The sequence below is a fragment of the Streptomyces sp. NPDC002619 genome, assembly GCF_042889305.1.
Classification (GTDB): Bacteria; Actinomycetota; Actinomycetes; order Streptomycetales; family Streptomycetaceae; genus Streptomyces.
In genome coordinates this window covers 155,201-168,065 of record NZ_JBIAQV010000014.1, presented here as the reverse complement: position 1 = coordinate 168,065, position 12,865 = coordinate 155,201, and the positions used below count along the sequence as shown (strand labels likewise).

Annotated in this window: 16 protein-coding genes; 7 read left to right on the top strand and 9 right to left on the bottom strand. The window is 69.3% G+C overall.

The window, feature by feature from the left end:
* Positions 1 to 194 precede the first annotated feature (194 nt).
* Positions 195 to 731: a DUF2269 family protein gene (locus ACFYXB_RS23030; RefSeq protein ID WP_389585326.1), complete on the top strand. Its 537-nt coding sequence runs from the start codon at positions 195 to 197 to the stop codon at positions 729 to 731.
* Between the two features lie 16 nt (positions 732 to 747).
* On the opposite strand, the gene ACFYXB_RS23025 is transcribed toward ACFYXB_RS23030, so the two are convergent.
* The gene (locus ACFYXB_RS23025; protein WP_389585274.1) at positions 748 to 1,317 is read right to left on the bottom strand and encodes a TetR/AcrR family transcriptional regulator; all 570 of its coding nucleotides are present in this window, start codon (positions 1,315 to 1,317) and stop codon (positions 748 to 750) included.
* A 71-nt stretch (positions 1,318 to 1,388) separates the two neighbouring features.
* Between ACFYXB_RS23025 and ACFYXB_RS23020 the strand changes: the two genes are divergently transcribed.
* Positions 1,389 to 1,880 carry an FBP domain-containing protein gene (locus tag ACFYXB_RS23020; protein ID WP_389585271.1) on the top strand — a complete coding sequence of 164 codons (492 nt, stop codon included), beginning with the start codon at positions 1,389 to 1,391 and terminating at the stop codon, positions 1,878 to 1,880.
* Between the two features lie 129 nt (positions 1,881 to 2,009).
* Here the strand turns inward: ACFYXB_RS23020 and ACFYXB_RS23015 are convergent, their stop codons facing one another.
* The 4 genes from ACFYXB_RS23015 to ACFYXB_RS23000 all read right to left on the bottom strand — a co-directional run bounded on the left by ACFYXB_RS23015 (position 2,010) and on the right by ACFYXB_RS23000 (position 6,836).
* The gene (locus ACFYXB_RS23015; protein ID WP_389585268.1) at positions 2,010 to 2,474 is read right to left on the bottom strand and encodes a hypothetical protein; all 465 of its coding nucleotides are present in this window, start codon (positions 2,472 to 2,474) and stop codon (positions 2,010 to 2,012) included.
* Between the two features lie 412 nt (positions 2,475 to 2,886).
* Positions 2,887 to 4,551, bottom strand: a complete 1,665-nt coding sequence (locus ACFYXB_RS23010) for a multicopper oxidase family protein (protein ID WP_389585265.1) — start codon at positions 4,549 to 4,551, stop codon at positions 2,887 to 2,889.
* 140 nt (positions 4,552 to 4,691) lie between these two features.
* The gene (locus ACFYXB_RS23005; protein ID WP_388505677.1) at positions 4,692 to 5,468 is read right to left on the bottom strand and encodes a polysaccharide lyase family 7 protein; all 777 of its coding nucleotides are present in this window, start codon (positions 5,466 to 5,468) and stop codon (positions 4,692 to 4,694) included.
* Positions 5,469 to 5,537: 69 nt separating this feature from the next.
* Complete coding sequence (locus tag ACFYXB_RS23000; protein ID WP_389585263.1) at positions 5,538 to 6,836, bottom strand: ThuA domain-containing protein; 1,299 nt, start codon at positions 6,834 to 6,836, stop codon at positions 5,538 to 5,540.
* 205 nt (positions 6,837 to 7,041) lie between these two features.
* Here ACFYXB_RS23000 and ACFYXB_RS22995 point away from each other — a divergent pair, with 205 nt between their 5' ends.
* Together ACFYXB_RS22995 and ACFYXB_RS22990 are read left to right on the top strand one after the other, a co-directional pair.
* On the top strand, positions 7,042 to 8,052 hold the full coding sequence (locus tag ACFYXB_RS22995) for a phosphotransferase (RefSeq protein WP_389585260.1): 1,011 nt from the start codon (positions 7,042 to 7,044) through the stop codon (positions 8,050 to 8,052).
* Positions 8,053 to 8,098: 46 nt separating this feature from the next.
* A complete protein-coding gene (locus ACFYXB_RS22990) occupies positions 8,099 to 8,365 on the top strand; it encodes a hypothetical protein (RefSeq protein ID WP_351358457.1) in 267 nt (88 codons plus the stop codon).
* Positions 8,366 to 8,387: 22 nt separating this feature from the next.
* On the opposite strand, the gene ACFYXB_RS22985 is transcribed toward ACFYXB_RS22990, so the two are convergent.
* Positions 8,388 to 9,608 (bottom strand): chitinase, encoded by a 1,221-nt coding sequence (locus ACFYXB_RS22985; protein WP_388505681.1) that lies wholly within the window; start codon positions 9,606 to 9,608, stop codon positions 8,388 to 8,390.
* Between the two features lie 364 nt (positions 9,609 to 9,972).
* Between ACFYXB_RS22985 and rpmG the strand changes: the two genes are divergently transcribed.
* Entirely contained in the window at positions 9,973 to 10,137 is a 165-nt protein-coding gene (gene rpmG, locus ACFYXB_RS22980; protein ID WP_351358463.1) for a 50S ribosomal protein L33, read from the top strand.
* A gap of 37 nt (positions 10,138 to 10,174) precedes the next feature.
* Positions 10,175 to 10,297, top strand: coding sequence for a type B 50S ribosomal protein L36 (ykgO, locus tag ACFYXB_RS22975; protein ID WP_351358465.1), 123 nt, complete (start codon positions 10,175 to 10,177; stop codon positions 10,295 to 10,297).
* A gap of 71 nt (positions 10,298 to 10,368) precedes the next feature.
* On the opposite strand, the gene ACFYXB_RS22970 is transcribed toward ykgO, so the two are convergent.
* The 3 genes from ACFYXB_RS22970 to ACFYXB_RS22960 all read right to left on the bottom strand — a co-directional run bounded on the left by ACFYXB_RS22970 (position 10,369) and on the right by ACFYXB_RS22960 (position 11,953).
* The gene (locus ACFYXB_RS22970) at positions 10,369 to 10,860 is read right to left on the bottom strand and encodes a peptidylprolyl isomerase (RefSeq protein WP_351358468.1); all 492 of its coding nucleotides are present in this window, start codon (positions 10,858 to 10,860) and stop codon (positions 10,369 to 10,371) included.
* Between the two features lie 89 nt (positions 10,861 to 10,949).
* A complete protein-coding gene (locus tag ACFYXB_RS22965; protein ID WP_389585255.1) occupies positions 10,950 to 11,543 on the bottom strand; it encodes an FAD-binding oxidoreductase in 594 nt (197 codons plus the stop codon).
* Positions 11,513 to 11,953 (bottom strand): FAD-binding protein, encoded by a 441-nt coding sequence (locus ACFYXB_RS22960; protein WP_389585252.1) that lies wholly within the window; start codon positions 11,951 to 11,953, stop codon positions 11,513 to 11,515. The genes ACFYXB_RS22965 and ACFYXB_RS22960 overlap by 31 nt, the downstream gene beginning before the upstream one ends.
* Before the next feature lie 263 nt (positions 11,954 to 12,216).
* On the opposite strand from ACFYXB_RS22960, the gene ACFYXB_RS22955 reads away from it, so the two are divergent.
* Entirely contained in the window at positions 12,217 to 12,819 is a 603-nt protein-coding gene (locus ACFYXB_RS22955; protein WP_389585250.1) for a hypothetical protein, read from the top strand.
* Positions 12,820 to 12,865: the final 46 nt, after the last annotated feature.

Below are 12,865 nucleotides of genomic sequence, written 5' to 3'. Positions count from 1 at the left end.
CCAACCGATCATCTCCATGGGATTCAGCGGTGGGATTTCTGAATCGGCGCCGCGGCAAGCAGGTGGCCACCCTCGTACGGAGCGGCCGTCCCGTACGGAGCAGACGGGCCCCCGCCCGCTACGCCCCCGCCAGTACACCGGCCTACTCCCGCCGTCGGACGCGTGCGCGGCACCCGCCCGGCACCGTGGTGCGGGTGAAACTCAGCCGCCCCGCACGCCGGGCCTCCCTCGTCGTCCACGTAGCCGCCTCCGCCTGCTGGCTCGGGCTCACGCTCGGGCTGCTCGCACTCGGGATCACCGCGACCACCACCGGATCGGCGGTGACCGTGGAGGCCTCAGTCCGGGCCATGAAGCTGTTCGCCGACTGGCTCCTGCTCCCCGTCGCGTTCCTCACGCTCCTCAGCGGACTGCTGCTGTCCCTGGGCACCCCCTGGGGGCTGGCGCGTCACCGCTGGGTCTACGTCAAGTTCTGGCTGACCCTGGCCACGACCGCTGCCACGGCCTTCGCGCTGCGCCCCGGCGTGAACTCCGCGGTCGCCGCCGTCGCCCCGGGCGGACCGCTGCCCGACGCCGGCGATGTGCTGTTCGGGCCGGTCGTCTCGATGTCCGCCTACGTCTTCATGACCGTGATCTCGGTCCTCAAGCCGTGGGGGCTCACGCGGCGTGGCAGGAGACTGCGCGCACCGCGGACCGGCGCGCTGCCCTCCCCGCGGGTACGTCAGGACGTCTGACCCGGGGAAGTCCGGGTCAGCGCTCGGGCCAGTTCCGCAGCAGGGCGTCGAGGGCGTCCAGGATCCGGGTCCAGGTCTCCTGGGTGTCGGGGGCGCTGTGGCTGAATCCGCCGCCCAGCTCCAGGCTGACGTAGCCGTGGAAGACGCTGCCCAGGAGCCGTACCGCATGGGTCTGGTCCGGCTCGGTCAGGTCGTAGCCGCGCAGGATCGCCCGGGTCATCTGTGCGTGCCTGCCGCCGGCGCCGGCCGCCGCCGCTTCCGGGTCGAGTCTGAGTTGGGCCGCGGCGTAGCGGCCGGGGTGCTCGCGCGCGTAGTCGCGGTAGACGTCGCCCAGTGCGCTGAGCGCGTCCTTGCCGGCCCGCCCGGCCAGGGCGTCGGCGGCCCGGTCGGCGAGTTCCTCCAGGGCGAGCAGGGCGATCCGGGTCCTGAGGTCGTGCGAGTTCTTCACATGCGAGTAGAGACTCGCAACCTTGACGTCGAACTGCCTGGCCAGCGCGGAGACGGTCACCTGGTCGAAGCCGACCTCGTCGGCCAGCTCCGCTCCCGCCCTGGTCAGGCGTTCCGTGGTCAGTCCTGCGCGTGCCATGACCCTCCTCCTGCTCGGCTGAAGCGATTATGCATTTGCCTAAAAGCTTTAGGCAAATTAGCGTGCTCATCATGAAGCCGCTGACCGAGCAAGAGATCCGTGCCGCGTTCGTGAACTGCAGCAAGGGCGAGGCGAAACGCCTGTCCGTCCCGCGCGACCTGGCCGACCGGCCCTGGGACGACCTGGACTTCCTGGGCTGGCGCGATCCCCAGGCCCCCGACCGCGCCTACCTGGCCGGGGAGGAGGACGGGCGTGCCCGGGCCCTCGTGCTGCGCTCCACCGGCGCCGGATCCTGGCAGACGCGGCGCAGCATGTGCTCGATGTGCCTGACCCTCCACACCGGCGGGGTCTCCCTGATGGTCGCGCCGAAGGCGGGCCGGGCCGGGCAGCAGGGCAACTCTGTGGGCGCCTACATCTGCAGCGATCTCGCGTGCTCGCTCTATGTGCGCGGGAAGAAGGACGCGGGCGTCGGCGCCCGGCTCCAGGAGTCGCTCACCCTGGAGGAGAAGATCCAGCGGACCGTGGCGAACGTCGCCGCGTTCATCGCCAAGGTGACCGCCTGAGCCGGGTCCGCCGTTCACCAACGGGGCCGAGCGCGTCCTGCGGTTGGTGGCGGCGCGACCCGCGGGACAGCAAGAACGAACCCCGGCCCGTCGGGACGGGCCGGGGTCAGATGCGAAAGTGCTGGGCGGTCAGTTCCACAGCGGGTACGTCATCACCTGCGTGTACCCGTCCGGCCTGCCGTCTGCGAAGGTCAGGTTCATCCGGGTGAAGTGCTCCATCTGCGGGTTCTTCTGCCAGGGCTGCGGACGGTCGAGCCGCACTGTCACCTTGTACGAGCGGAACGTGCCGGCCGCGCAGTACGGCTTGCAGTCGTTCACCATGTTGACGCCTTCGGCCATGGCCGAGTTCGTGCCCCACTGCGTCCAGTGCAGGTCGACCAGGCGACTGTTGCCGTCGCCGCAGGCCAGGACGAAAGCGTCCGGGCGTACGGTCGAGTGCCAGAAGCAGTCCACCAGTACCGGCGCGGTGGACACCCTGGTCACCCGCTCGGCCGGCACCGACGCGGACGGGGCTGCGGAGGCCGTGGCCGTGACTCCCGCGAACAACACGCCCGCCCAGATCATGATCGCCGTACTCCGCACTGGTCTGCGCATCTCCGCTCCCGCCCGCGTGACTGCACTCTTACGGCCTGGCGCCTCGGGCGCGACCGCCTCTGTATCGACGCTACGACCGTATCGGGAGATCCACCACTCGCACGGAGCAACGCGGGCAAAGCTGGTCAAGAGTCCCGGGAACGGCCGGACGAGTCGCCCGTCACGGCCTCGGCGGGGACGACCCGGGCGAGCCGCGTGACCCCGACGTCGGCCCCCGGCAACTCCCCGTGGACGATGAGGAGTTCAACGGATCCGCGCCGAACCCCGCGCCGGATCCATGCCACGAGGAAGGCGTGCCCACCGCAACTCACCGAAGTCCGGCCGCCCCACCCCGGCTCCCACCTCGCGTGGACCCGTAACACGGTCTCGAGAGCCGGGAGTTGACGCTGGGGCGGGGCGACGATGTGGCTGGTTACGTGCGGTAACCGAGGACCGTCATCATGCCCGACTCCGAGTGGTACTGGTTGTGGCAGTGGAGCATCCACAGCCCGGGGTTGTCCGCGTCGAACTGAAGGTCGAGCTTGCGGTGGGGGTGCACGATGGTGGTGTCCTTGCGTGCGCCCAGGCCGTCGAGGCCCAGGACGGCGAATGTGTGGCCGTGCAGATGCAGGGGGTGCCACATGTCTGTGGCGTTGATGAGGGTGAGCCGGACGCGTTCGCCCGCGCGGATGGGATGCCGCTGTCTGACCGAGTACGGCTTGTGATCGAAGCCCCAGTTGTACTGCCGCATGTTGCCGGTGAACTTGATGCGGATCTCGCGGTCGGGCTCGCGGTGCGGCAGGGCCACCGACTCGTGCGGCCTGAGCCGCCGGGCGGGCATGCAGCGGCCGTCGAGTTCGTCCGGGTAAACGTCGGGCCGAGGCGCCGCCGCCCGGTCGCTGGTTCGCAGCAGTGCGAGGGCCCGGCCGTCCTTGCCCTCGGCGAGCGCCACGAAAGGGAAGACGCCGTCCTTGGCGGTGACGAGGACGTCGTAACGTTCCAGCATGCCGAGGAGCAGCGCGTCGGTCTCCTCGTGTACGACGGGATAGCCGTCGGTGTGGGTGATGGTCATGGTGTGACCGCCGAGGGCGACCCGGAAGGCCGTGTCGGCGCCGGCGTTGATGATGCGCAGCCGGATGCGCTCGCCGGGGCGGGCCCGGAACACCGACGGATTGGTGGGCAGCCGGCCGTTGACGAGGTAGTGCGGGTAGGCCACGCTGCCGGCCTCACTGCGCAGCATGCGGCTGTGGGAGCCGTGGAGCATGCGGGACGGTCCCGACGGCTTCCTGCCGGCGGAAGCGGACGCGTGCGGGCTTGCCGGGCCGCGGTGGTCCGAGCCGCCGCGGCCCGATGGGGCGCCACCGGGGCCCATGCCCATGCTCATGCCGGCCATGGACCCGCCCTTGTGGTGCAGGAGCTCGGCGAGCACCTTGTCCGGGGTGGAGCCGCCCACACCGTCGACCCAGTCGTCGAGGACGATGACCCACTCCTTGTCGTAGGAGAGGGGCTCCTTCGGGTCGTCGACGATGAGCGGCGCGTACAGGCCGCGGTCGGGCTGCATCCCCGAGTGGGAGTGCAGCAGATACGTGCCCGGATGGCCGACCGTGAAGCGGTATCTGAAGTCCGTGCCGGGGCGGATGGCCTCCTGCGTCAGGTCGGGTACGCCGTCCATGTCGCAGCGCATGCGCACGCCGTGGGTGTGGAGCGAGGTCTCGGCGGGCAGCCGGTTGGCGAGCGTGAGGCTGAGGACGTCGCCGGCGGTGACGCGGACCTGCGGGCCCGACAGATGGTCGCTGTAGGCCCAGGTCCGTACTCTCTGACCGTCGAGGTCGACGGTCGTCTCGGCGGCGGTGAGCTCGAACTCGCGGACGGGGCCGGAGCCGCGTCTGCGCTCGGCGGCACGGACCTCCGGACCCGAGGGGGTCACGTATCCCTTGGGCCCCGGCGGCACGAAGTCGTGACTGACCGTGAGGACCCCGGCCCCTGGGCGGGCGCCTGGTTGTGGGTGTGCTCCGTTTCCGGAGCATGAGGCCACGAGTCCCGAGCCGAGGGCTGCGGCCGAGGCCGTGAGCAAGGTACGCCGCGAAGGTTTGTGCATGACTGAATAACACACGTATTAGGCTGATATGTCTGGTATCTGGGGGCGGCGCGTCTGGGGGTGTCGCAGCATACGCATCGGCAGCGGCCCGGGCCGATCGCCCGGGCCGCCGGGCCGAGTGCGGTGGTTCGGACGGCGGATCAGCCGTGCGACACGGTCAGCCCGTAGAAGGCGACGCGGGCGCCCTTCGTCGTGCTGTCGGAGGACGACTGGTTGTAGGAGCCGGCCTTGAAGTACTGCTTGTAGGGGAAGAAGGACGAGGGAATGGCGTAATGCGTGGTGGTGCCGTTGACGGTGAGGTCGATGGTGTCGCCGCCCGAGATGCCGATGGTGTACGTCCACGTCTTGCCGATCGACACATGACCCACCGGATGAGCCGTCTGCCCGCCGGACGGGGAGTTCTCGGTGCCCAGGACGATGTCGCCGTTCGAGTGGTAGTACAGCTCGAGGAGCGGCTTGGTCGACGAACCGCCGGAGCCGAGGTGGACCTGTCCGACGCACACGTTCTTCGTCACGGACACCACCCGAAGGGTCGCGCTCAGCCGGTGCTTACCGCTCAGCGACCAGTCCGCGGCGCCGCCGCCTCGGTTCATCTCCCTCAGTTCGGAACGGGCGTAGTTGGAGTTCGGCGTGGTGACGCCCTTCTCGGGCGCCCAGAAGGTCATCGCACCGTCGCGGGTGTCGGTGTAGAAGTACGAGTCCTGGTACCCGCCCGCCCCCTGGAGCCGGGACGACGGGATGGTGGTCGGGGAGCCGGGGGAGCCGACCGGCTCCTGGAGCTGCCAGACCGACAGGTCGAAGTTGCCGCCGGGCGCGACGTTCGGATTCGCCGCGCCCGCGCTGCCGGCGCCGAGGACGGTCAGGGTGCCGACGAGGCCCGCGACGGTGGCGATGGCGAGAAGCCTGGAACGAGTCATGTGGGGGGTCCTTCTGCTGTTCGGGGTGACGGCATTGGGCGTTGCGGTCATGCGGGTGCGGGCCGACGGTCAGGGCGTCTCGCTGAGCTGGAAGCTCTGGGCGGCCGAGCCGTCGCAGCCGCGCTGGGTCAGCTGGACGCTGTTGGCAGAGGAGGAGGCCGCGGTGAGGCACTTGGCGCTGTGCCGGGCGACGAAGTGGTACCGCCCGTCCGTCTGGGCGACCGGCTGCCACTGCTGGTTCGTTCCGCCCCCGTACGCCCACAACTGCAGGGGTGCGTTGTCTGCCGTGGAGCGGTCGGTGACGTCGACGACCTGCTGCGGGTTGCCCCGGGCGGCGATGCGGACGTAACCGCTGTCGGTGGAGCGGAACTGGAACTGCTGCGCGACGGTGCCGTTGCACGTGTACTGCTGTATGGCGGTGCCGTTGGCCGTCGCCGCGGCGCGCGCGTCGACGCAGGTCCCGTTCCCGGCGTTGTGGACCGTGTACCAGGCCGTCTCGGAGATGGGCCCGCCGGACGGCGGCTGGGTGTCACCCGCGCCGCCGAGCCACTTGAGGCCGTCGAGGACGAAGCGATTCTGCGTCGCGCTGGCGAAAGTGGACGACAGCGTGGTGTTGGTCGCGTAGTCCATGGCGTTGTGCCCGAAGTTCGCGTACAGCATCCGGTACTTGGTGTTCGTCCACAGGATCGGGTAGTAGCCGCTGTACCAGCTCTGGTTGGGGTCGGTGCCCAACGGGAAGCTGCTCGGATCGACCGAGGCCAGGATCCTGATGTCCGGGTTGGTGCGCAGGTCGTTGGACCAGCTGTACCACTCGCTGACCGACGACGTGAATGTGGCCGGCAGGTTCTGGGTCGACGGATGGGTGCGGTCCTCGACGCGCAGCACCGCCGTGGTGGGGCCCCAGGTGTTGGACCTGAAGTCGCCGCTGCCGAGGAACTGGTCGTGGTACCAGGGCCAGCTCGCCGCGTCGGTGGTGAACGCCGAGACGTGGAAGCCCATCCAGGCCCCTCCGCCGCGCATGTACTGCTCGAACCCGGTTCGCTGGGCCGCGGTCTGCGGCAGGTCGTCGAGGAACAGCACGACCTGGTAGTCGCGCACGCCGCCGTTGGCCAGCAGGTCCCAGTTGTTGCTCGCGGTGTAGGTGAAGCCGTTCGCCGCCGCCTGCTGCGGGAACCATTCGTTCGCCTCGTGCACGAAACTGATGTGCGCGGCGTCCCAGGTGCCGTTGTAGAGGGCCAGCACCTTGAACGGTGCCGCCGTCGCGCGGGTCGTGGCCTGCGCGGGCGGGACGGCGAGGCCCAGCAGCGAGGCCAGCAGGACCAGTAACCGCAGGACCTTGCGAGCGGTCCTGCTCGAGGTTTCGGCCATGGACAAACACAGCCTTTCGTGTGGGGCTGACGGTGGGGGTGGAGAAAGTCGAGCGGCGTTCACGATGCTGAACGCTGGGCGCATCCTTGTATCGTCAGTGATCCGTGAAGTTAAAGGTCTGAACCAGACACGTCAAGAGGTGAAGCAACAGGCGCCCTGGAGAAATGCGGTGGCGGCCGGGCGGGACCGCTGCTGGGATGGCGCGATGCTGCACGAGACGACGGTCGTCGAGGACCGGGGCCAGTACCAGGACGTGGTGACTCCGTGGGAGCGGGAGACCTGGCGCGAAGAGGCCCTGGACTGGGTGGAGGGCGAACTCGCGGCGCGCGGGCTGCGCGCCACCGGAACGCTGGGGGTGCGTCTGCGCCCCTGGTCGGTCCTGGTGCGGGTGCCCGTCGAGGTGCATGGCACACAGGACACCGTCTGGTTCAAGGCGAATCCGCCCGCCAGTGCCTTCGAGGGCGCGCTGACCGCGGCGCTGTCCCGCTGGGTGCCGGAGCGGGTGCTGGTACCCCTCGCGGTGGACCCCGGCCGGGGCTGGTCGCTGCTGCCCGACGGGGGCGAGCTGTTCAGGGACGTGCTGGAGCGCGAACCCGTTGAGGTCGGCATCTGGGAGGAGTTGCTTCGCCAGTACGCGCGCGTGCAGGTGGCCCTGGTGCCGTACACGCGGGAGATCGAGGAGCTCGGGGTGCCCGGCGCACGGACCACCGCGCTGCCCGAGGCCTTCGACCGGCTCGTGGCGGAGAACACCGTGCTGCGGACGGACGAGCGCGCGCGGCTCGCCCGGCTGAGGCCGCGCCTCGTCGACTGGTGCGCGGAACTCGCGGCCGTGGGCGTGCCGGACTCCCTCGACCACTCGGACCTGCACGACGGTCAGCTGTTCTGCCCGGCGCCGGGGCGGTTCGTCTTCTTCGACTGGGGCGACGCCGCCGTCACCCACCCCTTCTGCAGCCTGCTCGTCCCCGCCCGCCGGGCCTGCGACCGCTACGGCGCCGACGTGCTGCCCCGCCTGCGGGACGCCTACCTCGAGCCGTGGACGGGCGCGGGCCGGACGGCGGCGGAGCTGCGCCGCGCCGTGAGCCTGGCCTGGCGGCTCGGCGCGCTCGGCCGGGCGACGTCCTGGGGCCGGCTGTTCCCCTCGGCCGCGAGCGCAGCGGAAGGCGAGGCGGACGGCGCCCGCTGGCTGCTCGCGCTCCTCACCGAACCGCCCCTCTAGAGCGGGCCCGCCTCGATTGTCAGTGCCGGGTGCGACCCTGCACGGTATGGATGAGCGGGAGTTCATGCGCGGCCGGGTGTACGGGGCCGATCACGAGGACGCGGGTCCCCGGCCGGGCCATTCGTACGTGGAACTGGTCGGGGGCCCACTGGACGGGCTGCTCTTGGACGTCACGGACTGGCCCGACCGGGAGCTTGAGGAACAGGTCTCGCTGACGACGGAGCTGGGCCGCTACGGGCCGGGCGGCCGGGCGTTGTACAGACCCCGGCAGCCCGACGGCCGTCGCTACGACTGGCACGGCGACATACCCTGAGCGGCGGCCCGTCCGCCCGGTGTCAGCAGGCGCCCTCGTCCTGCCAGGGACCCCACTCGACGGCGCTGGGCACCTCGTTCTGGGTCCACCACTTGGCCTTCCAGTTGTGCTTGTTGTACGACACCTCGTCGCCACCCACGTACACCGCGGACGAGCTCCACGCCGTCTTGCACGTGGCACTCGGCGGAGTCGGCGTGGGGGTCGGGGTGGGCGTCGGAGGCGAGGTCGGCGGGGTGACCCCGGCGAACTTGACCGAGTACTTCGCGAAGTCCCAGGAGTTCTGGGTCACGCTGGAGCAGGTCCCGGACGTACGGCCGCCGTTGTCGGCCGGGGTGCACTGCCGGTCGCGGTTGAGGGACCAGAAGGTGAAGCGGTCCATGTTGTGGCTGGTGGCGTAATCCAGCACGGTCTGGAAGTCGGCCTGTGTGAAGTACTCGCCGGTGTCGCTGCGGCCGTTCATCCCGGAGAAGCCCTCGTGGGCGTAGGCCGTCGCCTGGTCCCAGCCGAACGTGGACTGCAGGATGGAGTTGAAGTTGGTCAGCGCGCTGGTCTGGCTCGCGGCCCCGTTGAAGCCGCCGTCGAACGGCATGATGGAGAAGTTGTTCGGGGTGAACCCCTGCGACTTCGCCTCGAGGAGCATCTGCTTGCCGAACCAGCCGGTGCCGTCCGCCGTGCCTGCCGTCGTGACGGACACATAGAGCCCCGGGTTGTTCTGCTGGAGGATCTTCGCCGCACCGATCTCGTTCCTGATCGCTGCCGTGTTCTCGTACTCCGGCTCCTCCAGATCGAAGTCGATGGCGTGCAGGCCGTACTTGGTGATGGCCTGCTGGTACGCCGCCGCCGTGGACGCCGCGTCGGAGCACGCCTGGCCCAGCTTCGTACCGCCGTATCCGCCGATCGAGACGGACACGTCACCGCCCTTGGCGCGGATGGTGTTGATCACCGACTGCACGGCGGTGTCCGAGGAGACCGGGGCCGTACCGCCCCAAGTGGGTGAGCAGCCGCCGCCGTTGGGGGCGAGAATGAAGGCGAGCTGGAACGCCTTGAGACCGCTGGCGTCCATGATGGCGCCCGCGTCCGGCGGGTCGTTGTCCAGCGGCATCAGATAGGGGGCGGCGGCGTACCACCGGTTGCTCAGCGCGGTGGTGGCGCCCGAGGCGTTGCCCGCGACGAGCGCGGTCGTGCCTGCGGCGGCGAGCGTGACGGCCGCCGCGGCGCTCAGACATGCATGAAGACGTCTCACTGCCGGCCTCCAGATGGGGTGGGGGAGTTGCCCCAGCCTCGGGGGGCTGTCGCGCGCACGTCAATAGGTTGGTCTAGTCCAAAGGCCTCTTTGGACTAGACCATGCGAATTCTTTACTCCAGCGTGGCGGCGGCCGGCTCCCGTCACGCCAGCGACTGATGACTTCTATTGCTTGAAATCTCTGACTTTCGAGCATGTTCAAGCATGGAGCCCTCGCGACAGTCGCAGGTTCATGCCAAGAGCTGCGGCCGGATAGCAGCCCTCCGGATGGCGGGAATGCATCGACCGGTGCCGCTGTTGGAAGGAGCGTGGCTGACATGCGCAGGGCAATCAGGGCGCATCGGTCACGGGAAAGGAGAGCCTCGTGGCACGCAACACCACGCGTCCCGTCGTCACCCTGAAGTCGACGGCCGGGACCGGCGTCACCTACGTGACCCGCAAGAACCGTGCGAACGACCCCGACCGGCTGGTACTGCGCAAGTACGACCCGGTCGCCGGGCAGCACGTTCCCTTCCGTGAGGAACGCTGACCGCAGGACCGAGCAAGATCCAGGAGGAGGGCCAGTCATGAAGGTGCGCAATTCGCTGCGCTCGCTGAAGGCCGTTCCCGGGGCGCAGGTGGTGCGTCGCCGGGGTGTCACCTACGTGCTGAACAAGAAGAACCCGCGCTTCAAGGCCCGCCAGGGCTGACGAGCGGACCGCGGTTTAATGCACACGCCGAGGGCGGACAGGGAGTTCCCTGTCCGCCCTCGCGGCTCGTGTCAGATGGTGCCGCTCTCGCTGATCTTGATGGAGGCGCTGGTCGAGCCGCTCCGGCTGCCGAGGGCCTCGATCTTCTTGACGAGGTCCTCGCCCTCGACGACCTCGCCGAAGACCACGTGCTTGCCGTCGAGCCAGTCGGTCACGATCGTGGTGATGAAGAACTGCGAGCCGTTGGAGTTCGGGCCCGCGTTCGCCATGCTCAGCAGGAACGGACGGTCGTGCTTGAGGGTGAAGTTCTCGTCCGCGAACTTCTCGCCGTAGATGCTCTTGCCGCCGGTGCCGTTGCCCCGGGTGAAGTCGCCGCCCTGCAGCATGAACTGGGGAATGACCCGGTGGAAGCCCGAGCCGGCGTACCCGTAACCGTTCTGGCCGGTGGCCAGTTCCCGGAAGTTCCTCGCGGTCCGGGGTACTACGTCGTCGAAGAGCCGGAACACGATGCGGCCGGCCGGCTCGTCGTCGATGGTGATGTCGAAATAAACGTTGTCGCTCATGGCGATCAACCTATCGCCTGTCGCCCCGACCCGCCCGATCCGCCCCTCCGGACGGCCGACGGGCCGGACGACACCGCCCGAGTGGGGACCTAGCCGGCATGCCCCGTCAGCGGGTAGTGGTCGGACAGGTTCGTGCTGACGACGTCGGTGGTGCGCTCGTCCAGGTGCTCGACGGATGCGGAGTGGAAGTTCGGACGACTGTGCCCGTCCTGCTGGTTGCTCTGCGGGGCCATGAACGCCGCGTACGGGATGATGGCGGCCTGCTGATCGAGGACGGGGGCCAGATTCAGGAACGCCTCCAGCGCCTTGGTCGCGCGGTCCATGTCGTCGTCGGCCCAGATGATGGTCGTATGGGCGTTCTTCCGGCCGTCCTGGCCCGCCACGACGAGGAACGGCGTCAACTCGCTGGGGCTGTTCTCGGTGAGCCTGCCCCAGTCCTGCAGGAGCGTGCCGAGATCCCTGACCTCGTGGGCGAAGCGCGCGTAGATCACGTCGCTGAGTTCGGTCGCCTCGATGTCGAAGGAGGTGACGATGCCCATGTTGTCGCCGGCTCCACGCAGCGCCCAGAAGAGGTCGGGGTTGGTGTCCGCGTCGGCGTGCACGATCCGCCCGTCGGCCAGCACCACCTCGGCGCCCTGGACGTGGTCGATGGTCAGTCCGTATGAACGGGACAGGAATCCCACGTCGCCGAAGTCGCCGGAGCTGATGGCCAGTTTCTCCGGTGCGAGCTTCTGCGCGACCTCGCCCCGACCCGCACCGGACGCCGCTCACGGTCGATCACCTCGACGCCGTCGAGCGCCTCGAGGTGGATGACGATGCCGCCGTCGTTGGTGGAGTTCCCGCTGATGCCGTGGCCACCGCTGCGGACGGAGATCGGCACGTCCTGCGCGCGGGCATAGGTGATGGCGGCGGCCGTCTCGGCCGCGTTCGAGGACCACGTCTGCCGCAGGGGTCCGCCGACACGTTCACGCCGTAGACACGGAAGGATAACAAAGTGGAGATTCTGTGTAGTTGAGTGGTTGCGCACCGTGGCATCTTTGCCTCGGGACTCCGCGTCTGATGGCGCGGTGGGGGACGGGGGGCGTTGTGACATTCCTTTCCGGGGCGCGTTCGCGGTGTGCTCGCATCGTGGTGGGGGCCGGTGTGTGCGCAGGGTTGTTCGGTGTGCTGCTGACCGGCTGCTCGGGTGGAGGGTCGTCCTCCTCCGCAGCGCCGGAGGAGTCGTCCGTGTCCGAGTCCGCGGCGGACAGCGCGACGCCATCGCCCGCCACCACCGAACCCACCTCCATACCTACGAGTCCCACTGCGGTCGAGACCTCGACTCCGCCCTCGTCGCCCTCCACGACCGACACCCCGTTGAGCGAGCCGACCGGTGCCGCCGCGCTGTGGGGAAAGGAGTACGGCGGGACGGCGCGGGTCACGGTCGATGTGTACGACTACTGCACTACCGACGGTTCGCGGCGCCTGGCGGACACCAAGTCGTACTCCATGAACGCCACACTGAACCTGAGCCGCCCTCGCACCGGTGGGAGCGAGACCGAGACCAACCCGTTCTCCCTGCTGCTCGCGGTGGGGCAGCCCGCCCAGGCCGGCGCCGTGTCGTTCTGGTCGTCGGCCGTCAGCACCGTTTCCAACCAGGATCTGGCAGGGAATCCGCGCGACCCGAACCTGCTGCTCACCTACTGGCAACTGGAGTGGAAGGACGGCGAGTTGAGCGGACGGCTCACCGACCCCCACACCGAGCAGGCCGTGACACTCAACCTGCTCAACTGGCCCAGCCTCCTCGTCCCCTGCCGCCCCGACCTCGGTGAACTGCCGGGCGGATACGCGCACGCCGTGGCCGAGGGCACCACGCTCAGCGGACAGGTCGATGGCGGCAGCGTGACCCTGATAGCGCAAGGCCGCACCGGCGACGGCCAGTTCGAGTTCCGTTTCGACTTCTCAGGGACCTCGACGTGATCCGCGCGACGCGATGCAGGACGCAGGCGACGGAAGCGCGAAGAGG

Excerpts from the sequence above, each read along its gene's own strand:
- ACFYXB_RS23025 (WP_389585274.1), bottom strand. The coding sequence starts at position 1,317 with ATGGCACGCGCAGGACTGACCACGGAACGCCTGACCAGGGCGGGAGCG.
- ACFYXB_RS23020 (WP_389585271.1), top strand. The coding sequence starts at position 1,389 with ATGAAGCCGCTGACCGAGCAAGAGATCCGTGCCGCGTTCGTGAACTGC.
- ACFYXB_RS23015 (WP_389585268.1), bottom strand. The coding sequence starts at position 2,474 with ATGCGCAGACCAGTGCGGAGTACGGCGATCATGATCTGGGCGGGCGTG.
- ACFYXB_RS23010 (WP_389585265.1), bottom strand. The coding sequence starts at position 4,551 with ATGCACAAACCTTCGCGGCGTACCTTGCTCACGGCCTCGGCCGCAGCC.
- ACFYXB_RS23005 (WP_388505677.1), bottom strand. The coding sequence starts at position 5,468 with ATGACTCGTTCCAGGCTTCTCGCCATCGCCACCGTCGCGGGCCTCGTC.
- ACFYXB_RS23000 (WP_389585263.1), bottom strand. The coding sequence starts at position 6,836 with ATGGCCGAAACCTCGAGCAGGACCGCTCGCAAGGTCCTGCGGTTACTG.
- ACFYXB_RS22995 (WP_389585260.1), top strand. The coding sequence starts at position 7,042 with ATGCTGCACGAGACGACGGTCGTCGAGGACCGGGGCCAGTACCAGGAC.
- ACFYXB_RS22990 (WP_351358457.1), top strand. The coding sequence starts at position 8,099 with ATGGATGAGCGGGAGTTCATGCGCGGCCGGGTGTACGGGGCCGATCAC.
- ykgO (WP_351358465.1), top strand. The coding sequence starts at position 10,175 with ATGAAGGTGCGCAATTCGCTGCGCTCGCTGAAGGCCGTTCCCGGGGCG.
- ACFYXB_RS22970 (WP_351358468.1), bottom strand. The coding sequence starts at position 10,860 with ATGAGCGACAACGTTTATTTCGACATCACCATCGACGACGAGCCGGCC.
- ACFYXB_RS22960 (WP_389585252.1), bottom strand. The coding sequence starts at position 11,953 with ATGTCACAACGCCCCCCGTCCCCCACCGCGCCATCAGACGCGGAGTCC.